This is a genomic window from Klebsiella sp. ME-303 (assembly GCF_007910085.1).
In the GTDB taxonomy this organism is placed as follows: domain Bacteria; phylum Pseudomonadota; class Gammaproteobacteria; order Enterobacterales; family Enterobacteriaceae; genus Klebsiella; species Klebsiella michiganensis.
Window position 1 is genome coordinate 120074 of record NZ_VOJB01000088.1, and the last position, 24442, is coordinate 144515.

The following is a 24442-nucleotide window of genomic DNA, read 5'->3' on the forward strand; positions in this document are numbered from 1 at the left end:
GACCAGGTTTTAGTGAAAAACTAACGCTTGTCGGCAACCAGTTTCAGCGCCTGTTCCAGCACGTTGATGTCCGCCCCGGCTTTATGCGCATTTTCGCTCAGATAGCGACGCCACTGGCGCGCCCCGGGGATCCCCTGAAACAGCCCGAGCATATGGCGCGTTACGTGCCCCAGATAAGTACCGTTGCTAAGCTCGCGTTCGATATAGGGATACATCGCCCGGACCACGGAAACCGGGTCAGCATCGATGCCTTCCACGCCGAAAATTTCCCGATCCACCGACGCCAGTATGCCTGGATTCTGATAGGCTTCACGGCCCACCATCACGCCGTCCATATGCGCAAGATGTTGTTTTGCTTCTTCCAGCGACTTAATGCCGCCGTTAATCGCCATGGTCAGATGCGGAAAATCACGCTTCAGCTGGTAAACGCGCGGATAGTCAAGCGGCGGGATCTCGCGGTTCTCTTTGGGGCTTAGCCCCGAAAGCCACGCTTTGCGCGCGTGGATGATAAACATCTCGCACTCGCCTTTCACGGATACCGTTTCGATAAAATCACACAGAAACCCGTAGCTGTCCTGGTCATCAATGCCGATACGGGTTTTCACCGTGACCGGGATCGACACGACGTCGCGCATGGCTTTAATACAGTCTGCCACCAGCTGCGCGTTCCCCATCAGGCAGGCACCAAACATACCGTTCTGCACGCGATCGGACGGGCAGCCAACGTTCAGGTTAATTTCATCGTAGCCGCGCGCCTGCGCCAGCTTCGCGCAGTGCGCCAGCGCAGCCGGATCGCTGCCGCCGAGCTGCAGGGCGACCGGATGCTCTTCTTCGCTGTAGGCCAGATAGTCGCCCTTGCCGTGAATAATCGCACCGGTGGTCACCATTTCGGTATACAGCAGCGTGTGGCGCGACAGCTGACGCAGAAAATAACGGCAGTGTCTGTCGGTCCAGTCGAGCATCGGCGCGATGGAAAAACGGTGAGCGGCGAAAGCAGTAGGCGTTGAGTCTGACATCATGGCGAATAAATAAGCATCCGGGTAAAAAGGGGCGCTACTATAGCACAAAGATAAACCACTGAGGCATAGCGTCAGCGCTCACCTTTTTTATCCCGCAATAAACGCTATATTTTCCGCGGCTTGCCGTCGTGAGGGCCAAAAAACTGCGGCGGATGGTCAACCCAGCGATCCTGACGCGTGGCGGCATAGCCGGGGTTAAGCGGGTAGTAGATGCGATTAAATTTCTTGTTTGCCTCGCCAACGACTAACAGGCGAACCTCCTGCTCGGTGTTATTGAGGAAGGTGTGGCAAATGCCGGTTCCGGCAGGAAAGCCGACGCTATCCCCCGGCTCCAGCTTCCAGAGGTAGCCGTTAATCCACACTTCCGGATAGCCTTCCAGCACGTAGATAAACTCTTCTTCGTCGCTCTCCGCATGCGGATAAGAGGTTCGGCGTCCGGGCGGTAGACGCTCATGGTGGATCCCCAGGCGATTCAGCCGCAGGCCCCGCGCCAGCGGCGCGCCGATGGAGAAAAGCTCAGTACTGTCGGGGTAGGTGGAATCATCCACGCCTTCCAGTTCACGCCAGTGTCGAATGCAGTCAGGTCGTTTCATCGTTTTCTCCCGAAAATGAGATGCATCAGGTATAGCATAAGGTGGCAAGGTTGAGCGACCCCAGGAGCGCGGCTGGGACGAACTGGCGCAGCCAGCGCGCAGGTAACGTGAAGTGTGACGGGTATAGTCCGCCGGGTCTCGGCGTTTTACCGGTATCGTGATAAAGTAACAGTTTCAGATTCACGCAACCAGAGGACGCTCATGGATAAGACCACTTCGCAACAAATGTTAGCGCATGCTGAAAAGCTGTGCGCGCAGCGTGGCGTGCGCCTGACCCCGCAGCGCCTTGAAGTATTGCGTTTGATGAGCCTGCAGCAAGGGGCAATCAGCGCCTACGACCTGCTCGATCTCCTTCGTGAAAAAGAGCCTCAGGCGAAACCGCCGACGGTGTACCGGGCGCTGGAGTTTTTACTCGAGCAAGGGTTCGTGCATAAGGTGGAATCCACCAATAGCTACGTGCTGTGTCACCTTTTCGATCAGCCGACCCACAGCTCGGCGATGTTTATCTGCGACCGCTGCGGCGGCGTCAAAGAAGAGTGTGCGGAAGGCGTCGAAGATATTATGCATACGCTGGCGGCAAGAATGGGATTCGCCCTGCGCCACAACGTCATTGAGGCTCACGGCCTGTGCGCCGCCTGCGTCGAGGTTGAATCCTGCAGTACGCCGGGCCACTGCCACCACGACCATACCATCCAGATCAAAAAGAAAGCCCGCTGAGGCGTTAGCCGCAGCGGGAATCAAGGGTGTAGGCAATAACGGTGGGTTAAAACACGGCGTTTTCGCTACCAGCGATAGTCGTTTTTGGTTTCCCAGTCGGTCACTTCTTTCTCTGCCTGGTCTTTGGCGTAACCGTAACGTTCCTGAATTCTGCCCACCAGCTGGTCGCGTTTGCCTTCAATGACGGTCATGTCATCGTCGGTCAGCTTGCCCCATTTTTCTTTCGCTTTACCTTTGAACTGTTTCCAGTTACCGCCGATTTCGTCTTTATTCATCATGCATTCCTCATCGTTCGGTTATCGTTCGGTGAATGAACAGCCCGCTGTGTGCCGGACATGACTTAACTATAGATGAGTATTCTGAGTAAGATTTATTATTCGGAATCTTTAACCATCATATGCACCAAATGCATTACGAAAACCAGGTTCCGCGCTGCCAGTGGCGCCGCCAGATAACCGCCAGAGAAACGCCGCGCAGAGCGAGAAAGGCCGTCAGCGCCAGCCACAGTCCGTGGTTGCCGAGCGTCGGTACCGTCAGCAGCGTCAGGGCAAACCCCGCCGCCGCTACCGCCATGCTGTTGCGCATCTCCGCCCCCCGCGTCGCGCCGATAAACATGCCGTCCAGCAGGTAGCACCAGACGCCAATGACCGGCAGGATCATCTGCCAGACCAGATAGCGGTCGGCCAGCTGCTGCAGCGAAGGCAGCGAGGTCAGCAAAGCGATAATCTGCTCACCGGCAAGCCCGTAAATCAGCGCAAACGCCAGCGCCACCATCCCTGACTGGCGGCAGGCCGCGTGCCAGACGGCAAGCAGCTGGCTGTCGTCGCACGCGCCGTAGGCCTGCCCGGAGTGCGCCTCAACGGCGTAGGCAAAACCGTCCAGCGCATAGGCGGTAAAGGTCAGCATCGTCATGAGGACCGCATTGACCGCGACGATATCGGCACCGAGGCGGGCGCCACATACCGTCACCGCCCCGAAGCAGAGCTGTAGAAGCAGCGAGCGCAGCATGATGTCGCGATTCAGCGCCAGCAGGCGGCGTATATCGCCGCGCCAGGCGTTTTTCAGCATCGACAGGGAAACGCCGCGCAGCGCCAGCACGCGTCTCGCCATCAGCAGGCCAATAAAGAAAGTGACGTATTCTGCGGTGACCGTCGCCAGCGCCGCCCCCTGCACGTTCATATGCAGGCCCATCACCAGCCATAAATCGAGCACAATATTGAGGACGTTGCCGACTACCAGCAGGATCACCGGCGCTCTGGCGTACTGCACGCCCAGCAGCCAGCCCAGCAGGACCAGATTCGCCAGCGATGCCGGCGCGCTTAGCCAGCGGAGCTCCAGGAAGCGTCTGGCCTGTTCGAGCACGGCTTCGCTACCGCCGACGATATGCAGCGCCAGGTCGATTAACGGCATCCGTAAGAGCACAATCGCCGCCCCGGCGGCCAGCGCCAGACCCAGCGGCTGCACCAGCGCACGCGCCAGCCGCTGCGGATCTTTTGCGCCAAACGCCTGCGCCGTCAGTCCGGTGGTACTCATTCGCAGGAACAACAGCAGCATAAAGAGGAAGCTGGTCGCCGTTGCGCCAACCGCCACGCCCCCCAGATAAACCGGGCTGTCGAGATGGCCAATAACGGCGGTATCCACCAGCCCCAGCAGCGGAACGGTGATATTGGAGAAGATCATGGGCAGCGCTAAGCGCCACAGGGCTTTGTCGGCGGCGTTAAAAAGCATGGAGAAAGAGCCCAAATGAGGAAAAACGGCGCAGCATCATGCATCAGGTGATGATGCCGCGAGGTGAAGAGATTACTGCCAGTTGCCGTTGCGGATAACGCCAACGGCCAGGCCTTCAATAGTGAAGCTTTGCTCGCGAAGATCCACCACGATCGGCGAGAATTCGCTGTTTTCCGGCAGCAGTTCAACGACGTTACCCTGCTTTTTCAGTCGCTTCACGGTAACTTCTTCGTCGATGCGCGCCACAACCACCTGGCCATTGCGCACATCCTGCGTTTTATGGACGGCCAGCAGGTCGCCATCAAGAATACCGATGTCTTTCATCGACATCCCGCTAACGCGCAGCAGAAAATCGGCATTCGGCTTAAACATAGCCGGATCGACCTGATAGTGACCTTCGATATGCTGCTGGGCCAGCAGCGGCTCACCCGCCGCGACGCGGCCAATAAGCGGCAGACCCGTTTCTTCTTCCGTCAGCAGACGAATACCGCGGGAGGCGCCGGAAACGATCTCGATTGCGCCTTTACGCGCCAGCGCTTTCAGGTGTTCTTCCGCCGCGTTTGGGGAACGGAACCCCAAGCGCTGAGCAATCTCCGCACGCGTCGGCGGCATGCCCGTCTGGCTGATATGATCCCGAATGAGATCAAACACCTCTTGCTGCCTGGTCGTTAACGCTTTCATTCCGCCCCCTGGGTGTATATACAGTTATGCTGTGAGTATATACAGCTAACGGTGATTTTGGAACCATATTTCACACAAAAATCAGGAGTTTCTTTCCGTTTTGCGAGCCGCTACGCCAGGCGTTAGCGGTAGTTTGCCCATAAAAGCGTTCCCCACGCGATCAGCGCGATGATAATCGCCAGCAATACCGCCGCCGATCCCATGTCTTTCGCTCGCCCCGACAGCTCGTGATGTTCAGGGCCAATACGGTCAACAACCGCCTCAATCGCGCTATTGATAATTTCAACTATCATCACTAGCAGGACCGAGCTAATCAACAGCACCCGGGTGATGGCATCGACGTCTAACCAGCAGGCGATCGCCACGGCAACAACGGCCGCGATGCCTTCCTGACGAAAGGCGGCCTCGTTGACCCACGCCGCCCGGAATCCTTTCCAGGAATACCCTGCCGCTTTAATAATTCGGGTTAACCCAGTGGTATTATTGGCCATCAAACAAACCTTTTTATGTAAATGACGTCAATGAGTGTACGCGTTTGCCGCGTTACAACGGAAATTTTGCGCACTTTCTGTTATTCTTGCGGCGCATTTGCATGATTAACCAGAGGCTTCACATCGTCTATGTCTGGCTGGCAACGAATTTACTATAAATTACTGAATTTACCATTAAGGGCGCTGGTAAAAAGCAAGTCGATTCCGGCACAACCTGCTCAGGAATTAGGCCTGGATACCTCGCGTCCCATTATGTATGTTCTGCCCTACAATTCGAAGGCGGACCTGCTGACGCTGCGCGCGCAATGTCTGGAACATGAGTTACCGGACCCGCTGGAGCCGCTCGAGATCGACGGCGGCCTGCTTCCGCGCTACGTATTTATCCACGGCGGACCGCGCGTGTTTACCTATTACACGCCGAAAGAAGAGTCTATCAAGCTCTTTCACGACTATCTGGATTTGCACCGCAACCATCCCGATCTTGACGTGCAGATGGTGCCGGTTTCGGTGATGTTCGGTCGCGCGCCGGGGCGTGAAAAAGGCGAGGTGAACCCGCCGCTGCGCATGCTCAACGGCATTCAGAAATTCTTCGCCGTTCTGTGGCTGGGCCGCGACAGCTTTGTCCGTTTCTCGCCTTCGGTCTCGCTGCGTAAGATGGCGGACGAACACGGTACCGATAAAACCATCGCCCAGAAGCTGGCCCGCGTGGCGCGCATGCACTTCGCCCGTCAGCGTCTGGCGGCGGTCGGCCCGCGCCTGCCCGCGCGCCAGGATCTGTTTAATAAACTGCTGGCCTCGAAAGCCATTGCCCGTGCGGTAGAAGACGAAGCGCGCAGCAAGAAAATTTCTCATGAAAAGGCGCAGCAAAACGCTATCGCCCTGATGGAAGAGATCGCCGCAAACTTCTCCTATGAGATGATTCGCCTGACCGACCGCGTGCTGGGCTTTACCTGGAACCGGCTGTATCAGGGCATTAACGTGCATAACGCCGAGCGCGTGCGCCAGCTGGCGCATGAAGGCCACGAGATCGTTTATGTCCCGTGCCACCGCAGCCATATGGACTATCTGCTGCTCTCTTACGTCATTTATCATCAGGGCCTGGTGCCGCCGCATATCGCCGCCGGTATCAACCTGAACTTCTGGCCCGCCGGTCCGATCTTCCGTCGCGGCGGCGCGTTCTTTATTCGCCGCACGTTCAAGGGCAATAAGCTTTACTCAACCGTATTCCGCGAATATCTCGGCGAGCTGTTCAGCCGCGGCTATTCGGTGGAGTATTTCGTTGAAGGCGGGCGTTCGCGTACCGGACGCCTGCTGGATCCGAAAACCGGCACCCTGTCGATGACCATTCAGGCGATGCTGCGCGGCGGTAATCGCCCCATCACCCTGGTGCCGATTTACATCGGCTACGAGCACGTGATGGAGGTTGGTACCTACGCCAAAGAGCTACGCGGTGCGACGAAAGAGAAAGAGAGCCTGCCGCAGATGCTGCGCGGCTTGAGCAAGCTGCGAAATCTCGGCCAGGGCTACGTTAACTTCGGCGAACCCCTGCCGCTGATGGCCTATCTGAACCAGCATGTGCCGGACTGGCGCGAGTCTATCGACCCTATCGAAGCGGTTCGCCCTTCCTGGCTGACCCCGACGGTGAATAATATCGCCTCGGATCTGATGGTGCGCATCAATAATGCCGGCGCGGCTAACGCCATGAACCTGTGCTGTACCGCGCTGCTGGCATCGCGTCAGCGTTCACTGACCCGCGAGCAGCTCACCGAGCAGCTGGAGTGCTATCTCGCCCTGCTGCGCAACGTGCCATATTCAGCGGATGCGACCACGCCTGCGGCTTCGGCCAGCGAGCTGATTGACCACGCGCTGCAGATGAACAAGTTCGAAGTCGAGAAAGATACCATTGGCGATATCATCATTCTGCCGCGCGAGCAGGCCGTGCTGATGACCTACTACCGCAACAACATCGCCCATATGCTGGTGATGCCGTCGCTGTTAGCCGCCATCGTCACTCAGCATCGTCGTATTACCCGCGCCGAAATCCTGCGTCACGTCGAGATGTTCTATCCGTTCCTGAAGGCCGAGCTGTTCCTGCGCTGGGAAAAAGCGGAGCTGGCGGGCGTCGTCGATGCGCTGATCGCTGAAATGCAGCGTCAGGGACTCATCGCCCTGAACGACGATGAGGTGAGCGTCAATCCGTCTCATGCCCGTTCTCTGCAGCTGCTGGCCGCAGGCGCGCGCGAAACGCTGCAGCGCTACGCCATTACCTTCTGGCTGCTGAGCGCTAACCCGTCAATCAACCGCAGTTCGCTGGAGAAAGAGAGCCGCACCGTGGCGCAGCGCCTGTCCGTTCTGCACGGCATCAACGCGCCGGAGTTCTTCGATAAGGCGGTGTTCAGCACGCTGGTGTTGACCCTGCGTGACGAAGGCTATATCAGCGATACCGGGGACGCCGAGCCGGAAGAGACGTTGAAGATCTACCGCATGCTGGCGGATCTGATTACTTCGGATGTGCGATTAACGATTGAAAGCGTTACCCAGGATGAAGCGTAACGCTTAAAGAGATGTCCCGGCCTGCGCCGGGCTACCGGACCCTGCGGTTTTGTAGCCCGGCTAAGGCGTTTACGCCGCAAGCCGGGAAACCCACAGCGCTACTGCATATATCCCATCGCCAGGCCGAGAAATAGCACCAGCCCCACGTAGTTATTGTTCATAAACGCCTTAAAGCAGGCATCGCGTTCGCGTTTAAATATCAGCTTCTGCTGCCAGGCAAACAGCGCCGCGGCGATAAACAACGACCAGTAATACTCCCAGCCCAGCCCGCTCAGCCAGCCTACCGCGGCCATCAGACCCAGTACCGCCACCTGTAAAATACCGATGATTAAGCGATCGTTGTCGCCAAAGAGAATCGCCGTCGATTTGATACCGATTTTGACGTCATCATCACGATCGACCATCGCATACTGGGTATCGTAGGCCACCGCCCACAGGATATTGGCGAGGAACATCAGCCAGCAGCTCAGCGGCAGCGATTCGCTGACCGCCGAAAAGGCCATCGGGATCGACCAGCCGAACGCCGCGCCCAGCACGACCTGAGGCAGGTGGGTATAGCGCTTCATAAACGGATATACCCATGCCAGCGCCAGCGCCGCTACCGACAGCAGAATGGTCATGGTGTTCAGGGTCAACACCAGCAGAAACGAAAGCAGCACCAGCACGACAAACAGCGTCCGCGCCTCCTTTTCGCTAACGTCGCCGCTCGGCAACGGGCGGTGGGCCGTTCGTTTGACGTGGCCGTCAAACTTGCGATCGGCATAGTCGTTGACCACGCAGCCTGCGGCGCGCATCAGCCAGACGCCGGCGACAAAAACGGCGAGGATCCATAGCGGCGGTATCCCCGGCGTCGCCACCCACAGCGCCCATAGCGTCGGCCACAGCAGCAGCAGCGCGCCAATCGGTTTGTCAGTACGCATCAGGCGGTGAAACGCCAGCAGCTTGTTCTGCGTCAGACTCCACTCCATTTCATTTTCCTCTTAATACAACGGCGATGCAGGCAAAAACAGTTCCGTCAGCAGCAGCGGTTTGCCGCTCAACCGGAGGCGGGAACGACGCCCCCACAGCTCTGCATGACGACCAATTTCAATAAAATCACGGGTTAGCGTCGATGACGTGAAGAGATAGCGGCCCAACGGCGTTTGCCCCAGCTGTTGCAGCGCCAGTTCGGGGCCGCTCAGCGTTGATTCGGGCACTATCGTGCGCCCGGCCAGCCAGGGTTCACCGTTGGCGCAAAGAATGATTTCCCGCAGCCAGTAGCGGGGTTCGCTCGGTAACAGGGGCGCCTCACCGGCCAGCGCGTCGCGTCCAACAAAACCTTCGTTAACCATGATGACGCTGACTTTCTTCCCCTGCTGCTCAAAGCGTTTGGTCATTGAGTCTTCCAGCAATAGCCAGTCGCGCAAATGCGCATCCAGCGGGGGCATAGCGGCAAAATAATGCAGCGCACGCAGTTGCGTAAGCGCAGGATGTGGCATGCCTGAATCTCCGGTACATAACGTAAAGGTATTGTATCGCAGAATGGGGCATCGGGGGCGGGCAAACGTCAATATACGATCATCCGCGCAACAGCCGTGCAACAGAGGCTGCGGCGCGCTAAAAAAAAGTGCGCCCTGACGGACGCACCTAAAGGCTGTGCCTAAACATCAGCATTGCGGGGAGACGGTCACCCCTTGCCTTTTACACTGCTGATAAAGGTGGAACGAGCAGATTTCGAGCCAAGACGTTCAGCTTCGTTCATCAATTTCAGGGCTTTATCGATATCGCCTTTCGCAACCGCCTGCTTAATGCCGTTGTTGAAATAGGTTTCGGTGTCATCAAGCATCGGTTCGCTTTTCGCCGCCGGAGCCGGGGCCGGCGCGACAACCGGCGCGGCGGTATTGCCGACGGTCACCGGGCCATTGCCGGAAGAGCCAAACAGCGGACCAACCAGCACGCTGGAGCCGCTATTGGTTTTGACTTTTAGCTTCAGCACGCCATCGGTGGTGTGGCGGGCAATCGGGTCTGGAATATCCGGCACGGCATTGCCCGCGCCTTTAGCGTAAGCTTTCGCCGGATCCAGCAGAGTTGTGGTTTGTTGTAAATCTTTTTCCGTCGTAAAGACCAGCACGTAAAGCTTCTGCTGCCCCAGCGCCGGGGTCAGGCGCATGACGCCTTCAAGCCGATCCGCGGTCATTACGCCGGGCTGCTGATAGGTAAAATAGCTGCTGGGGAAGAACGCGGATGGCGTCATATTCTGATCGAGAATCAGCACGTTCGGCGCAAAAATCTGTTTTTGCTTATTCACTTCGCTCGTGAGCGTCAGGGTCAGTTCGCCAATATTCGCCGGAACGCTCCAGGCCGCAACCGGGCCGGAGATGCCGGCAACATCCAAGCGCTGGCCGCCCGTGAGTAAATCAACGGTCTGCGTTTTAGATTGATCGACTGGCGTCCAGACGAGCTGCTGCAGGGCAGCGCCGGGGATGGCGGGCGCTGCGCTGGTGTTTTGCGGGACAAAGTTGACGTCAGCAAGGCTCGTTCCCGGCGCGCATGCCAACATTCCTGCGGATAAACACAGGGCGACGAGAGTTTTCTTCATTTTCATTGTTCTCACCTCGGATAGCGTAGGTTTAGCGGTGGCCAGGCAATAGCGCGCTAATCCTGAAGAATCAGGAGGGGCAGAGCCCCTCCGTGTCACTACATGATTACGGCGGTGTTACCACCAAACTTCCATCTGCGCACCGAAGGTCACTTCGCTATCGTTACCGCGGCTGGAGGTGTAAACCCCGTTACCGCTGCCGTCTTTAGTCTGCAGACCGGAGGTGTTGCTGTAGCCCCAGTTCTCATCCCATTTTGCGTAGGTCGCGAAAATACGGATTGCCGGGCGAGACCAGACGCTGTTACCCGCCTGCCATTGCTGGGCCAGGGTAATTTTGTACTGGTTGTTGTTTTCGCTGGTGCGCTGGGATTTCACGTTGTCGTAACCGACTTCCAGCTGGGTGCTCATGATCGGCGTCCATTTGTACATCGGACGAACACCGACGGTGTACCAGGTAGAACCGTTGTTGCTGTCCAGATCCACGTCCTGGTACATCGCAACGTACATCAGGCCCCAGTCATCGTTGAAGTCCATCGCGCCGTGATCCAGAACGCGGATCATGCTGCCGTTGTTATCGATGCTGGTTCCCTGGGAGTGACCGCTGTTCCAGGAGGTCATCGAGTCGGTCGCATACTGAACAACAAACTTGTTGAAGCCACCCCAGATAGACTGAGTATGTTCACCGGTGAACATCCAGCCGTCTTTTGATGCGCCATCAACCAGACGGTAATCGTCCTGCGGGTTAGCGCGGCCATAATCCACGCCTAACTCCAGTACGCCGCCCGGGTTGATTTCCATACCGGCCAGACGCACGTCAAAGACGTCGTTTGCGGTTTTAGCAGCAAATTTCTTGGTGTCATCGCTGGAGAAAGTGTAAGAACCGCCGCTTTCTGAGTTACGCGTGGCTGCCAGAGAGAGTTTACCGAAGCCAAGGTCAACGTTTTCCAGACCCGCACCCGGGCCGGAGATATCCCAGTAGTAGAAGTCGATCATGTGAACGTCATGACGCTGGTAGAAGCGCTTACCGGCCCACAGGGTAGAACCCGGCAACCAGTCAATCAGGTTTTTACCCTGGATGTTAGCTTCACGAAACGCCGGAGAGGTACTTTCCCAGTCATCTTCCTGATTTACGGAATAAGCGACGTTAGTATCGAAATAAAAACTCTTATCACCTTCTTTCCACAACTCCTGGCCCAGCTTCAGTTCCGCATAGGTTTCACATTCGTTGCCAAGACGGTATTTGCTTTGAGCGCCCGTGGCTTTGAAGCACTGTTGCTCACCGCCGCTGCCGGTCCAACCGATACCAGAACGAGCGTAGCCGTGGAAATCAACGGCCAGCGCCTGAGCAGACATAACGCCTGCCGCAACGGCGACCGCCAGTGGAAGTTTGCGCAGAGTAATCATCATTCTATCTCCTGAGATCATTGCTTTTCTTTGAACACTTCACCCTTCGGGCTGCCTCTTTGTTGGCTGCGCTCACTCACCCTGGTCACGTACTTTTGTACGCTCCCAGGGATTCATTCCCTTGCCGCCTCGATGCAGCGCGAATGGTTTTGTGTTTTTTTTTAGTTAGAAGCCTTACACGCCCGGCTCTTTATGCAGCCGACGACAAGCGGTGCCATCCTCACGGAATAAATGGCAGCGCTCCGGCGGCAAACCGATGGCGAATGTGGCTCCCTCTTCTACCAGCACCACGTCGTTCTGGCGGTAAACCAGGTTCTGACGGATGGATGGGATCTGAATATGAATTTGCGTTTCGTGGCCGAGCTGTTCGACCACCTGAACTTCACCTTCGAGGGTGACGTCGGCGATATCGCTGGGCAGCAAATGTTCCGGGCGAATCCCTAAGGACATGTTGGCGCCGACCTGAACGCGGGCGCTGTCCACCGGCAGCCAGACCTGCTGACGGTTTGGCAGCTCCACCTGCACCTGCTCAATGGCGGTAGCGGTGACTTTCACCGGCAGGAAATTCATCTTCGGCGAGCCAATAAAGCCCGCGACGAAACGATCCGCCGGGTAGTGATAGAGTTCGAGAGGCTTCCCGACCTGCGCGACGCGACCGGCGTCCAGCACCACAATCTTGTCGGCCAGGGTCATCGCTTCGACCTGGTCGTGGGTCACGTAAATCATCGTGCGGCCAAGACGCTTATGCAGACGGGAAATCTCAATGCGCATCTGCACGCGCAGCGCGGCATCGAGGTTAGAGAGCGGTTCATCCAGCAGGAACACGCGCGGTTCAGCCACCAGAGTACGGCCAATCGCCACGCGCTGACGCTGACCGCCGGAAAGCGCTTTCGGTTTGCGCTCCAGCAGATGGGCCAGCTGAAGAACTTCCGCCACCTGAGTCACGCGCTGGTTAATCAGCTCTTTTTTGGCGCCGGCCAGCTTCAGGCCAAAAGACATGTTTTCCGCGACGGAAAGGTGGGGGTAAAGCGCATAAGACTGAAACACCATCCCGATACCGCGCTCGGCGGGCGGGACATCATTCATTCGGGTATCGCCAATCAGCAGATCGCCGCTGGTCACCGTTTCCAGCCCGGCAATCATACGCAGCAGGGTGGATTTGCCGCAGCCTGATGGCCCAACAAACACGACGAACTCCCCATCCTGGATCTCGAGATTGATATCTTTCGATACCACTACGTCACCCCAGGCTTTCGTTACATTTCGCAGCTGTACGCTCGCCATGCCCTTCTCCCTTCGTTACAACCTGTCACTTAACGACACATTCAAGATGGGCTGACTATGCGGCATTCATAAATAGGGTAAATCCTCCACCCCCCGGCTTTTTTATGGGGGAGGAGGCGGGAGGATGAGAGATTGCGTCTCGCCGCCGGGGGGGACGGACGGACGTCGATTTCGTGATGTAGCCTGCAAAATTGGCCGCCTTTTTATGTGCTCCAGGACTCATAACCGGCATTTCTGTAATGGAGATCACACTATCGGGGGATGGGGCGTAGACATGGGGAGGATGGAAAGAGGTTGTTAAAAAAGGAAACTCATCACCGTTAAGCCACTCAAGTGTATCCACGAGCACATCACCAAATAGGACGGGTATATGAAAATCAAAACTGGCGCTCGCATCCTCGCGCTGTCTGCATTGACCACGATGATGTTTTCCGCCTCTGCCCTCGCAAAAATCGAAGAAGGTAAGCTGGTTATCTGGATTAACGGCGACAAAGGCTACAACGGCCTCGCTGAAGTGGGTAAAAAGTTTGAAAAAGACACCGGCATTAAAGTCTCCGTAGAGCATCCGGATAAGCTGGAAGAGAAATTCCCGCAGGTTGCCGCGACCGGCGACGGCCCTGACATCATCTTCTGGGCTCACGACCGTTTTGGCGGCTACGCGCAGTCCGGCCTGCTGGCGGAAATCACCCCGGATAAAGCGTTCCAGGACAAACTCTATCCGTTCACCTGGGATGCGGTTCGCTATAACGGCAAGCTGATTGCCTACCCGGTTGCCGTTGAAGCGCTGTCGCTGATCTATAACAAAGACCTGGTGCCAAACCCGCCGAAAACCTGGGAAGAGATCCCGGCGCTGGATAAAGAACTGAAAGCGAAAGGTAAGAGCGCGCTGATGTTCAACCTGCAAGAACCGTACTTCACCTGGCCGCTGATCGCCGCCGACGGCGGTTATGCGTTCAAGTTTGAAAACGGCAAGTACGACGTGAAAGACGTAGGCGTGGATAGCGCTGGCGCGAAAGCGGGCCTGACCTTCCTGGTCGACCTTATCAAGAACAAACATATGAACGCCGACACCGACTACTCCATCGCGGAAGCGGCATTCAACAAAGGCGAAACCGCGATGACCATCAACGGTCCGTGGGCGTGGTCTAACATCGATAAGAGCAAGGTTAACTACGGCGTTACCCTGCTGCCGACCTTCAAAGGCAACCCGTCTAAACCGTTCGTTGGCGTACTGAGCGCCGGTATTAACGCCGCCAGCCCGAACAAAGAACTGGCGAAAGAGTTCCTCGAAAACTACCTGATGACCGATCAGGGTCTGGATGAAGTGAACAAGGACAAACCGCTGGGCGCGGTCGCGCTGAAATCCTTCCAGGAAAAACTGGAAAAAGATCCGCGTATCGCCGCCACCATGGCTAACGCCCAGAAAGGTGAAATCATGCCGAATATTCCGCAGATGTCCGCCTTCTGGTATGCCGTTCGTACCGCAGTGATCAACGCAGCTAGCGGTCGCCAGACCGTCGATGCGGCGCTGAAAGACGCACAGGCTCGTATCACCAAGTAATACGGTTTCCCTTATTTCTTAGGGAATAAGGTTTGTTGAATACGTTGTTACGCGAAATCATTCGCGCTACATCGAGGCGGCAAGGATGCAAATCCCCAGGCGCTTACATCAGTAAGTGACTGGGGTACGCATCTGCAGCCAACAAAGAGGTAGCGCGAAGGATAAAGTGTAAAGAGGATGATCCCCATGGATGTCGTGAAAAAGAAGCACTGGTGGCAAAGCCCGCAGCTCACATGGTCTGTGATCGGCTTGCTGTGCCTGCTGGTGGGTTACCTTGTTGTTTTGATGTACGCCCAGGGGGAGTACCTGTTTGCCATCATGACGCTGATTTTGAGCTCGGTTGGCCTGTATATTTTTTCCAATCGCAAGGCCTACGCCTGGCGCTATGTTTATCCGGGTCTCGCCGGGATGGGGCTGTTCGTCCTGTTCCCGCTGATCTGCACTATCGCTATCGCTTTTACCAACTACAGCAGCACTAACCAGCTGACCTTCGAACGCGCCCAACAGGTGCTGATGGACCGCTCCTTCCAGGCAGGGAAATCCTACAACTTCGCGCTTTATCCGGCGGGAGATGAGTGGAAGCTGGCGCTGACCGACGGCGAAAGCGGCAAAAACTATCTTTCCGACGCCTTTAAATTCGGCGGCGAACAGAAGCTGGCCTTAAAAGAGGCTGACGCCCTGCCGGAAGGCGAGCGCGCCACGCTGCGCGTGATTACGCAAAACCGTACCGCCCTGAACCAGCTGACCGCCGTGTTGCCGGATGAAAGCAAAGTCATTATGAGCTCCCTGCGTCAGTTCTCCGGTACTCAGCCGCTGTACGCGCTGGCCAGTGACGGCACGCTGACCAACAACCAGAGCGGCGTGAAATACCGTCCGAACGCCGAGGTCGGTTTCTATCAGGCGATCAACGCCGACGGTAGCTGGGGCAGCGAAAAGCTCAGCCCGGGCTACACCGTGACCATCGGCTGGGATAACTTCACTCGCGTGTTCCAGGATGAAGGCATTCAGAAACCGTTCTTCGCGATTTTCGTCTGGACGGTGGTGTTCTCCGTTCTGACCGTGATTCTCACCGTTGCGGTCGGCATGGTGCTCGCCTGTCTCGTCCAGTGGGAAGCCCTGAAAGGTAAAGCGATTTACCGCGTACTGCTGATTCTGCCTTACGCCGTACCGTCGTTTATCTCGATTCTGATTTTCAAAGGGTTGTTCAACCAGAGCTTTGGTGAGATCAACATGATGCTCAGCGCGCTGTTCGGCATCAAGCCGGCCTGGTTTAGCGACCCGACCACCGCGCGTACCATGATTATCATCGTCAACACCTGGCTGGGCTATCCGTACATGATGATCCTGTGCATGGGCCTGCTGAAAGCGATTCCTGACGATTTATATGAAGCCTCGGCAATGGATGGCGCTACGCCGTTCCAGAACTTCTTCAAAATTACGCTGCCGCTGCTGATCAAGCCGCTGACGCCGCTGATGATCGCCAGCTTCGCCTTTAACTTTAACAACTTCGTGCTGATTCAGCTGTTGACCAACGGCGGGCCGGACCGGCTCGGTACCACCACGCCGGCGGGCTACACCGACCTGCTGGTGAGCTATACCTACCGTATCGCCTTTGAAGGCGGCGGCGGTCAGGACTTCGGCCTTGCGGCGGCTATCGCCACGCTGATCTTCCTGCTGGTAGGCGCCCTGGCGATTGTTAACCTGAAAGCCACACGTATGAAGTTTGATTAAGGGAGATAACGATTATGGCTATGGTTCAACCCAAATCTCAGAAGCTGCGCCTGTTCACGACGCACCTCCTGCTGCTGATTTTTATCGCGGCGATTATGTTCCCGCTGCTGATGGTCATCGCTATCTCTCTGCGCGAAGGGAACTTCGCCACCGGTAGCCTGATCCCCGAAAGTATCTCCTGGGAGCACTGGCGGCTGGCGCTCGGCTTCAGCGTCGAACACGCTGATGGTCGCGTCACGCCGCCCCCCTTCCCGGTGCTGCTGTGGCTGTGGAACTCCATCAAGGTGGCAGGCATTACCGCCATTGGCATCGTCGCGCTTTCTACCACCTGCGCTTACGCTTTTGCCCGCATGCGCTTCCCGGGTAAAGCAACGCTGCTGAAAGGGATGCTGATTTTCCAGATGTTCCCCGCGGTGCTGTCGCTGGTCGCGCTGTACGCCCTGTTTGACCGTCTCGGCCAGTACGTGCCGTTCGTCGGCCTGAATACCCACGGCGGCGTCATCTTCGCCTATATGGGCGGTATCGCGCTGCACGTCTGGACAATCAAAGGTTACTTCGAAACCATCGACGGCTCGCTGGAAGAAGCGGCGGCGCTGGACGGTGCGACCCCATGGCAGGCTTTCCGCCTCGTGCTGCTCCCGCTGTCGGTACCGATTCTGGCGGTGGTGTTTATTCTGTCGTTCATCGCGGCGATCACCGAAGTACCGGTAGCCTCGCTGCTGCTGCGCGATGTGAACAGCTATACCCTCGCAGTCGGAATGCAGCAGTATCTTAACCCGCAGAACTATCTGTGGGGCGACTTTGCCGCCGCGGCGGTGCTTTCCGCCATTCCGATTACCGTGGTGTTCCTGCTGGCCCAGCGCTGGTTGGTTAACGGCCTGACGGCTGGCGGAGTGAAAGGTTAATTTTTTTGTAACACCCGCCCCAAATTTCAGATGAGGGCCGACGGTTTAGCGGTAATGCGCGACCCCAACCGGGTATTACCGCCGTCGCCCTCAGCTGAAAAAGTAAGGCAAATGCCACTGCTATCCTCAACTGGACCCTACATAAATTCTATTTGTGACTGTTGGTCAGCGGCCCTGGAGGCCGCTTTTTTTATTCGCGCTTCAGTCGGTTGGAGTTACACAGCCAGAGCGTTATCACCAGAATCAGGATCGCCGCGGAGTAAATCAGCACCGCCATAGGCGACTCATGATCGATAATGATCAGGCGGACGATTGCGGTGATGCCGATATAGACAAAGTAGCGCAGCGGGAAGTGAAATCCCGACTCAAAGTACTTCACTATCAGCGCGATAAACTCGAAATAGAGGAAGTAGACCACCAGCCCTTCCACCAGCTTGTACTTGCTGACAGGCTCCGGGGTGAACAGGACGTGCGCCAGATGCAGCGTCTCCTTTCCCAGAAATACGATCAGAATGACCCCCAGGCACAGCAGGCCAAGATTCAAAACGGTTTGCATTGCGGTTGCAATAAAACTCACCAACGGACGATAAACCGGCGGCATAGGTACACCTCATCATCATGATTTCCTGTGACCTGTATAACGCAAAAATGTGATCCAGATCTACATTTGTGAGTCCCTTCTTTCCACTGCTTGCCTTTCTCATCTCCGATGAAATACGTAAAAAGAGAAATTTTTACTTTCGGCAACGCTGTGAGGTAGTTAACTAAATCCCTTTTTATGTTCAAAAAACAGAATATAAATACCCGTCAAATCAGTTAATTAACCATAATAAGATCACAATTTTACAATATTGTAATAAGCGAATATTTTTCTCTTTCAGGCATAAATTACGCCCGCATTAGAGTAAGTTTTTCCTTAGAAATTGACTTAGCATACTCGCAGATTAATAAACCCTCGTTAGCGGAACGATATAAAATATGACTACTGAACACTCATCCCTGTTTATAAACTGGCTAAAAAAAGAAGTGGCTCCGGCATTAGGCTGTACGGAACCCGTTGCTATTTCTTTTACCGCCGCTTACGCTGCGAAACATTTAGATACGGCTTGTCAAAACATTAGCGGTTTTATTTCTGCGAACCTGTACAAGAATGCGATGGGCGTAACTATTCCGGGCACTTCCGTCAGCGGGGTGGCGCTCGCAGCCGCAATTGGCGCATTTGGTGGCGATGCGGATAAAGGTTTAAAAACGCTGGAGGGAATTACCGAACGGCATGTTGAATTAGCCCAGAAGTTAATTGCCGATGGCCAGGTCAATATTAGCGTGAAAGATACCCCTGACTTTATTCATCTGGATCTGACGCTAACGGGTGGCGAAAAGAGCTGCCGCGTGGTGGTCAAGGGCACGCATACCAATATCGTTGAGCTGTATATTAATGGCGAAGCGCAGGTACTGGCGGACAAACAGAGTACGGTAACGCAGCAGGAAACATTAGCAACCTTCTCGCTTGCGGAAGCCTTTAATTTTATTAACGAGGTCGAATTCGCCGACATCGCATTTATTCTCGAAGCCGCCCGGCTCAATTCGGCGCTGGCGGAGGAAGGTAAAAGCAAAAAATACGGCTTGAACATCAACGGCACCTTCTCTGATGCGGTAAAAAATGGCCTGCTCAGCAACGACCTGCTGAGTAAAGTCATCATCAATACCGTCGCCGCATCCGACGCGCGAATGGGCGGAGCCCCCGTCGTCGCGATGTCTAACTTTGGTTCCGGTAACCAGGGTATCGCCGCCACCATGCCGGTAGTGACGGTCGCGGAGCATCTTAACGCTGATGAAGAGACCCTCGCGCGGGCGCTGGCGCTCTCCCACCTGACCGCCATATCGATCCACTCCCGCTATACGCGTCTGTCCGCGCTATGCGCGGCGTCCACGGCAGCGATGGGCGCCGCGGCAGGCATGGCGTGGTTATTTACCCGTGACCTGCAAACAATTAATACCGCTATTATTAATATGATCAGCGATATTACCGGCATGATTTGCGATGGCGCCTCTAATAGCTGCGCAATGAAAGTATCGTCCGTGGTTTCCAGCGCCTTTAAGGCCGTACTGATGGCGATGCAAAATAGCTGCGCAGGCTCTAATGACGGCATTGTTTGCGCTGACGTTGAGCAGACTATTAATAATCTCTGCCGTCTGGTAATTAAGCCTATGGCCTATACCGATAAAGAAATCATCAACATTATGGTAGCAAAGTAATCATTAATTAGCGTTTTAATGTACCTTACACAAATAATTAATCTCCTGAATACAACAGGTATTGTTTATGAACAAAAAAGTGATTCTACGGGGTATGAGCGCCATACTTCCCCTGTGCATCGGCGACTTTCCGTTTTCATTTATTGTCGGCGCGCTAAGCGTTAGCGCCGGGATGAGTATCTGGCAAAGTACGGCATGGTCGACGATTGTCATCGCCGGTTCGGCACAAATGCTGGCGTTAAATATGCTAAAAACCGGAGCGAGCCTTGGGGTGATTATATTCACCACGCTGATTATTAATCTTCGCCATGTGCTTTATAGCGCCTCTATTTCCAGTACGGTACGCGAAGCCTCCTTCTTTAAAAAATGCTTTATGGCGTATGCCCTGACCGATGAAGTGTACGCCACGACGGTGAAAGAGATGGAGGAGAATAAAAAAGATAAATATCTTTTCTATTTTTCAGCAATGCTGACGTTTTGGTTCGCCTGGGTGCTGGCCGATTTCCTTGGCGCTCTGGTTGGCGCCTCTTTTCCGCACATTGAAAAATATGGTCTGGACTTCGCGATGGTCGCCGCATTTATCGCCATCGTAGTCCCACAAATCAAAAGCCAGGCCTGCACCGTCGCCGCCGTTGTTGCTGCCGTATCCGGGGTACTTTTGGTCGTACTGCCCTACTCGTTAGGTATCGTCGTCGCGTCCGTACTGGGCGTAATGGCGGGCCTGAGCGTCGATCTCGCCGAAGAGCGTAAACAGGCGCAGGCCGCTGACAAACTCTCTCTCGAAGGAGCGCTGGAAAATGAGTAATAGCTTTTTTATCGCCCTGACGCTGGGCATGGCCGCCGTGACCTTTCTTATTCGCTTCTCGTTCATTGGCCTCGCCGGGAAGATTCAGATGTCGAGCCGGGTCAGCAAAACGCTGCGTTTTGTGCCGGTGACCGTGCTGCCGGCCATCATCACGATTCAGATCCTGAGCGTGAACTCCAGCATGGAGTTCGATTTGAAAAACCCGAAGGTGATCGCCGCGATTATCTGCACGCTCGCCAGCTTCCGCCTGGGCCTGGTCTGGGTCGTCGTCAGCGGCGTCGGTTCACTGGTTTTGCTCAACTATTTCATGTAATCACCTATCAGAAGGAATCAACAGAATGATAATTACCACCGCCGCTGCGCCTGCCGCCATTGGCCCGTATGTTCAGGGAGTAAATCTGGGTACCATGACGATGACCTCAGGGCAGCTCCCGGTCAATCCGCAGGACGGCACCATGTCTGACGACATCGCTCAGCAGACGCGACAGTCGCTGGACAACGTTAAGGCTATCGTTGAAGCGGCGGGTTTGCAGGTGAAAAACATCGTTAAGACGATGGTCTTCGTCAAGGATCTGAATGACTTCGCCACCATCAACGCGGTGTATGAAGCGTTCTTCACCGAACACAACGCGGCCTTTCCGGCCCGTTCCTGCGTCGAAGTCGCCAGACTGCCTAAAGATGCGGGCATTGAGATCGAAGCCATCGCCGTCGCCTGATCCCCGGCCGGAGGCCATCCTCCGGCCACTTCTTATCCCCCCCACTTTTGAGGTTTACCCGCAGCGAACTTTACGGGCAAAATATCGCCACTTCTTTGCGAGGAACGCAGAATGCTAAAGATTCGTCTTGCACGTCCGGAAGATGCGGCTTTACTCAACCAGATGGCCAATGCCAGCTATCGCCACCACTTTGCCCACCTCTGGCACAACGCCGATGAAATGGAGCACTACCTGCAGCAAGAGTATTCCATGGCCGCGCTGGCGCACAGCCTGGCCGATCCGCAGTGCTGCTGGTTGATTGCTGAGGCAGAGGAGCCAATTGGCTTTGCTAAATATGCCTGCCGCCAGGACATCAACCCCGAAGGCCCTACGGGTACGCTATTGCATAAACTCTATCTATTACCTGACGCTACCGGGCATCGCTACGGCGAGCAGATTTTTCGCGCCGTCGAGAAGCGAGCGAAAGAGACCGGTGAAAGCTGGCTATGGCTGGAAGTGCTCGCCGCGAATACCGGTGCCCGCCGTTTTTATGAACGTCAGGGGATGCAGCACGTGAAGGATGTGGCATTTCATTCTGCAACCCAGGAAAGCACACTCCATATTCTGGCTAAACCAATCTGAGAGGCAGCATGCATACCCTTCGTGAAACCGCCATTCGCAACGTCGCCAGCGGCGAAAACGTGGTGATTTACCAGCCCGCCAACCTCTACGACTGCACGCTTGGCGATAACGTCTTCATCGGGCCGTTTGTGGAGATTCAGGGCCATACCCGTATCGGCAACGACAGCAAAATTCAGTCCCACACCTTTATCTGCGAGTACGTGACCATCGGCGAGCGCTGTTTTATCGGCCACGGCGTGATGTTCGCCAACGATATGTTCCGCGAGGGAAAACCCAACGCCGACCGCGAGAGCTGGGGAAGAATTGTGATTGGCAACGATGTGTCTATCGGCAGCGGCGCAACCATTCTGGCGGTCAGCATCTGCGATGGGGTCGTGATTGGCGCGGGCAGCGTGGTGACCAAATCCATTACGGAGAAAGGCGTGTGGGCCGGGAACCCGGCAAAGCTGCTGCGGCGGCTATAACAAAAATGCCGGCCACATGGGCCGGCATTGCGAACGTTTTAGCGATTATGCGCGCCAGGATTTATAGCGGTTAATCAGACCGTTAGTGGAGCTGTCGTGGCTGCTCACTTCGGAACCATCTTTCAGTTCCGGCAGGATGCGGTTAGCCAGCTGTTTGCCCAGCTCAACGCCCCACTGGTCGAAGGTGAAGATGTTCATAATCACGCCCTGGGTGAAGATTTTGTGCTCATACAGGGCAATCAGCGCGCCCAGGCTGAACGGCGTAATTTCACGCAGCAGGATGGAGTTGGTGGGGCGGTTGCCTTCAAACACTTTGAACGGCACCACGTGTTCCAGGGTCGCCGGATCTTTACCCTGATCGCGATATTCCTGCTCAACCACTTCGCGGGATTTACCAAACGCCAGCGCTTCGGTCTGCGCAAAGAAGTTAGACAGCAGCTTCGGATGGTGATCGGACAGCGGGTTATGCGTAATCGCCGGCGCGATAAAGTCGCAAGGCACCATTTTGGTCCCCTGGTGAATCAGCTGGTAGAACGCGTGCTGACCGTTGGTACCCGGCTCGCCCCAGATGATTGGGCCAGTCTGGTAATCCACGGCGTTGCCGTTACGGTCAACGTATTTACCGTTGGATTCCATGTTGCCCTGCTGGAAGTAAGCGGCAAAACGGTGCATATACTGGTCGTACGGCAGAATCGCTTCGGTTTCAGCGCCGAAGAAGTTGTTGTACCAGATACCGATCAGCGCCAGCAGCACCGGCAGGTTTTTCTCAGCCGGGGTGGTGGAGAAGTGTTTATCCATCGCGTGCGCGCCGGAGAGCAGCTCAACAAAGTTGTCGAAGCCCACGGACAGGATGATGGACAGGCCGATGGCTGACCACAGAGAGTAACGGCCGCCAACCCAGTCCCAGAACTCAAACATATTGGCGGTATCAATACCGAACTCGCCAACCGCTTTACCGTTGGTCGAGAGCGCGGCGAAGTGTTTCGCGACGTGCTTCTCATCGCCGGCGGTCGCCAGGAACCAGTCGCGCGCGCTGTGGGCGTTGGTCATGGTTTCCTGAGTAGTAAAGGTTTTCGACGCGACCAGGAACAGGGTGGTTTCCGGGTTCACCGTTTTCAGTACTTCGGCGATGTGGGTACCATCGACGTTAGAAACAAAATGCATATTCAGGTGATTTTTATACGGGCGCAGCGCTTCGGTCACCATGAACGGGCCGAGGTCGGAGCCGCCGATACCGATGTTGACGACGTCGGTAATCGCTTTACCGGTGTAGCCTTTCCAGCTGCCGGAGATAATGGCTTCGGAGAAGGTTTTCATCTTCTCAAGCACGGCGTTCACTTCAGGCATCACGTCTTTGCCATCAACCAGAATCGGAGTATTGCTGCGGTTACGCAGCGCAACGTGCAGCACCGCGCGGTCTTCCGTGCGGTTAATCTTCTCGCCGGAGAACATGGATTTAATGGCGTCTGCCAGGAAGGTCTCTTTGGCCAGGTCCTGCAGTTTTGCCAGCGTCTCTTCGGTGATGCGGTTTTTGGAAAAATCCACCAGCATCAGATCGTCGAACGTGGCGGAGAATTTAGAGAAACGATCGCTATCTTTCGCGAACAGATCCGCGATGGTAACGTCTTTCATTTCATCAAAGTGTTTCTGTAATGCCTGCCAGGCAGAGGTCTGCGTTGGGTTGATGTTTTTCATTAGCAATACTCTTCTGATTTGAGAATTGTGACTGCGGTCGATTGTAGCGCCGGTGACGAAAAATTGTGATGATTTTTGTGTTATGCCGATGATACGCGTCAGGATTAGAGCCAATTTGGCGCAAATCGCCCCTCATAGTATAGACATCATAAGGCTTTTTTCTGTCAGCGACTCGCGCATGAAAAATCCGCATAACCCTGACGTTGACATACTTCGCCTGAAGCCTTTATATAACGGCAGTACCTACATATACGTAGGTAGGTATGGATCGCGCATTTCACGCTACAGCGAAAGGGTATTGCAGGGGGGTATAATGTCCCGCGTCCCCCTGGCAAAGTGAAAGACGTCGGTAATTGCCAGAAGAGGTGCGTTGCCCAGGTAACCGTATTGGAGGAGCCAGTCCGGGGAAAATACGTGAGGGGGAGCAACGCCGAGGTGAATAAGCGTCTGGTTACGCTCATCACCGGCCACAGGGGCTGAATCCCCTGGGTTGTCACCAGAAACGTTCGCAGTCGGGCGTTTCATACTCGCCGTCTGATGCACAGCATCGGCAAGCGGGTCTACAAGGTGGAGCACTTCTGGGTGACATCGTAGTTTGTTTATCGCTCTGCGCCCACCCTGTTTTTCGCTCTTCCCTTGT

Annotated in this window: 24 protein-coding genes and 1 riboswitch; of the genes, 11 read left to right on the forward strand and 13 right to left on the reverse strand. The window is 55.6% G+C overall.

From position 1 onward, the window contains the following. Positions 1 to 20: 20 nt before the first annotated feature. Together dusA and FQK12_RS19580 are read right to left on the reverse strand one after the other, a co-directional pair. Positions 21 to 1016: a tRNA dihydrouridine(20/20a) synthase DusA gene (gene dusA / locus FQK12_RS19575; protein ID WP_032695095.1), complete on the reverse strand. Its 996-nt coding sequence runs from the start codon at positions 1014 to 1016 to the stop codon at positions 21 to 23. Between the two features lie 107 nt (positions 1017 to 1123). Continuing rightward, positions 1124 to 1612, reverse strand: coding sequence for a cupin domain-containing protein (locus tag FQK12_RS19580; protein WP_014227541.1), 489 nt, complete (start codon positions 1610 to 1612; stop codon positions 1124 to 1126). Between the two features lie 201 nt (positions 1613 to 1813). On the opposite strand from FQK12_RS19580, the gene zur reads away from it, so the two are divergent. After that, entirely contained in the window at positions 1814 to 2329 is a 516-nt protein-coding gene (zur, locus tag FQK12_RS19585) for a zinc uptake transcriptional repressor Zur (RefSeq protein ID WP_004097781.1), read from the forward strand. Positions 2330 to 2394: 65 nt separating this feature from the next. Here the strand turns inward: zur and FQK12_RS19590 are convergent, their stop codons facing one another. The 4 genes from FQK12_RS19590 to FQK12_RS19605 all read right to left on the reverse strand — a co-directional run bounded on the left by FQK12_RS19590 (position 2395) and on the right by FQK12_RS19605 (position 5229). Continuing rightward, positions 2395 to 2604, reverse strand: coding sequence for a CsbD family protein (locus FQK12_RS19590; protein ID WP_004137568.1), 210 nt, complete (start codon positions 2602 to 2604; stop codon positions 2395 to 2397). 136 nt (positions 2605 to 2740) lie between these two features. Beyond that, positions 2741 to 4057, reverse strand: a complete 1317-nt coding sequence (gene dinF / locus FQK12_RS19595; RefSeq protein ID WP_038422903.1) for an MATE family efflux transporter DinF — start codon at positions 4055 to 4057, stop codon at positions 2741 to 2743. A 72-nt stretch (positions 4058 to 4129) separates the two neighbouring features. Next, on the reverse strand, positions 4130 to 4738 hold the full coding sequence (gene lexA, locus FQK12_RS19600) for a transcriptional repressor LexA (RefSeq protein ID WP_004097774.1): 609 nt from the start codon (positions 4736 to 4738) through the stop codon (positions 4130 to 4132). 122 nt (positions 4739 to 4860) lie between these two features. Next, on the reverse strand, positions 4861 to 5229 hold the full coding sequence (locus tag FQK12_RS19605; protein WP_014227539.1) for a diacylglycerol kinase: 369 nt from the start codon (positions 5227 to 5229) through the stop codon (positions 4861 to 4863). Positions 5230 to 5358: 129 nt separating this feature from the next. On the opposite strand from FQK12_RS19605, the gene plsB reads away from it, so the two are divergent. After that, positions 5359 to 7782 carry a glycerol-3-phosphate 1-O-acyltransferase PlsB gene (gene plsB / locus FQK12_RS19610; protein ID WP_004097770.1) on the forward strand — a complete coding sequence of 808 codons (2424 nt, stop codon included), beginning with the start codon at positions 5359 to 5361 and terminating at the stop codon, positions 7780 to 7782. A 98-nt stretch (positions 7783 to 7880) separates the two neighbouring features. Here plsB and ubiA read toward each other — a convergent pair whose 3' ends face one another. The 5 genes from ubiA to malK all read right to left on the reverse strand — a co-directional run bounded on the left by ubiA (position 7881) and on the right by malK (position 13048). Continuing rightward, complete coding sequence (gene ubiA, locus FQK12_RS19615) at positions 7881 to 8750, reverse strand: 4-hydroxybenzoate octaprenyltransferase (protein ID WP_014227538.1); 870 nt, start codon at positions 8748 to 8750, stop codon at positions 7881 to 7883. Between the two features lie 12 nt (positions 8751 to 8762). Further along, the gene (ubiC, locus tag FQK12_RS19620) at positions 8763 to 9260 is read right to left on the reverse strand and encodes a chorismate lyase (RefSeq protein ID WP_014227537.1); all 498 of its coding nucleotides are present in this window, start codon (positions 9258 to 9260) and stop codon (positions 8763 to 8765) included. A 188-nt stretch (positions 9261 to 9448) separates the two neighbouring features. Continuing rightward, positions 9449 to 10366: a maltose operon protein MalM gene (gene malM, locus FQK12_RS19625; RefSeq protein WP_014227536.1), complete on the reverse strand. Its 918-nt coding sequence runs from the start codon at positions 10364 to 10366 to the stop codon at positions 9449 to 9451. Between the two features lie 111 nt (positions 10367 to 10477). Beyond that, entirely contained in the window at positions 10478 to 11767 is a 1290-nt protein-coding gene (locus FQK12_RS19630; RefSeq protein WP_014227535.1) for a maltoporin, read from the reverse strand. A gap of 171 nt (positions 11768 to 11938) precedes the next feature. Continuing rightward, positions 11939 to 13048, reverse strand: coding sequence for a maltose/maltodextrin ABC transporter ATP-binding protein MalK (gene malK / locus FQK12_RS19635; RefSeq protein WP_004097762.1), 1110 nt, complete (start codon positions 13046 to 13048; stop codon positions 11939 to 11941). A 370-nt stretch (positions 13049 to 13418) separates the two neighbouring features. Between malK and malE the strand changes: the two genes are divergently transcribed. The 3 genes from malE to malG all read left to right on the forward strand — a co-directional run bounded on the left by malE (position 13419) and on the right by malG (position 17245). Further along, a complete protein-coding gene (malE, locus tag FQK12_RS19640) occupies positions 13419 to 14609 on the forward strand; it encodes a maltose/maltodextrin ABC transporter substrate-binding protein MalE (protein ID WP_014227534.1) in 1191 nt (396 codons plus the stop codon). 186 nt (positions 14610 to 14795) lie between these two features. Beyond that, the gene (gene malF / locus FQK12_RS19645) at positions 14796 to 16340 is read left to right on the forward strand and encodes a maltose ABC transporter permease MalF (protein ID WP_014227533.1); all 1545 of its coding nucleotides are present in this window, start codon (positions 14796 to 14798) and stop codon (positions 16338 to 16340) included. A gap of 14 nt (positions 16341 to 16354) precedes the next feature. Beyond that, positions 16355 to 17245, forward strand: a complete 891-nt coding sequence (gene malG, locus FQK12_RS19650) for a maltose ABC transporter permease MalG (protein WP_004097756.1) — start codon at positions 16355 to 16357, stop codon at positions 17243 to 17245. Between the two features lie 190 nt (positions 17246 to 17435). Here the strand turns inward: malG and psiE are convergent, their stop codons facing one another. Beyond that, complete coding sequence (gene psiE, locus FQK12_RS19655) at positions 17436 to 17846, reverse strand: phosphate-starvation-inducible protein PsiE (RefSeq protein WP_004097754.1); 411 nt, start codon at positions 17844 to 17846, stop codon at positions 17436 to 17438. A gap of 377 nt (positions 17847 to 18223) precedes the next feature. Here psiE and FQK12_RS19660 point away from each other — a divergent pair, with 377 nt between their 5' ends. From FQK12_RS19660 to FQK12_RS19685, 6 genes are all read left to right on the forward strand, one after another. Beyond that, a complete protein-coding gene (locus tag FQK12_RS19660; RefSeq protein ID WP_014227532.1) occupies positions 18224 to 19501 on the forward strand; it encodes a serine dehydratase subunit alpha family protein in 1278 nt (425 codons plus the stop codon). A gap of 67 nt (positions 19502 to 19568) precedes the next feature. Next, on the forward strand, positions 19569 to 20306 hold the full coding sequence (locus FQK12_RS19665; protein ID WP_004097750.1) for an AzlC family ABC transporter permease: 738 nt from the start codon (positions 19569 to 19571) through the stop codon (positions 20304 to 20306). Next, positions 20299 to 20619 (forward strand): AzlD domain-containing protein, encoded by a 321-nt coding sequence (locus FQK12_RS19670; protein ID WP_004097748.1) that lies wholly within the window; start codon positions 20299 to 20301, stop codon positions 20617 to 20619. The genes FQK12_RS19665 and FQK12_RS19670 overlap by 8 nt, the downstream gene beginning before the upstream one ends. A 25-nt stretch (positions 20620 to 20644) precedes the next feature. Next, positions 20645 to 21022, forward strand: coding sequence for a Rid family detoxifying hydrolase (locus FQK12_RS19675; protein WP_004097745.1), 378 nt, complete (start codon positions 20645 to 20647; stop codon positions 21020 to 21022). Between the two features lie 111 nt (positions 21023 to 21133). After that, entirely contained in the window at positions 21134 to 21643 is a 510-nt protein-coding gene (locus tag FQK12_RS19680; RefSeq protein ID WP_014227531.1) for a GNAT family N-acetyltransferase, read from the forward strand. 8 nt (positions 21644 to 21651) lie between these two features. Next, positions 21652 to 22107, forward strand: coding sequence for an acyltransferase (locus FQK12_RS19685; RefSeq protein WP_014227530.1), 456 nt, complete (start codon positions 21652 to 21654; stop codon positions 22105 to 22107). A gap of 45 nt (positions 22108 to 22152) precedes the next feature. On the opposite strand, the gene pgi is transcribed toward FQK12_RS19685, so the two are convergent. Beyond that, positions 22153 to 23802 (reverse strand): glucose-6-phosphate isomerase, encoded by a 1650-nt coding sequence (gene pgi, locus FQK12_RS19690; protein WP_004097737.1) that lies wholly within the window; start codon positions 23800 to 23802, stop codon positions 22153 to 22155. A 352-nt stretch (positions 23803 to 24154) separates the two neighbouring features. Beyond that, a riboswitch (Lysine riboswitch) is annotated at positions 24155 to 24388 on the forward strand. The last annotated feature ends 54 nt before the right edge of the window (positions 24389 to 24442 follow it).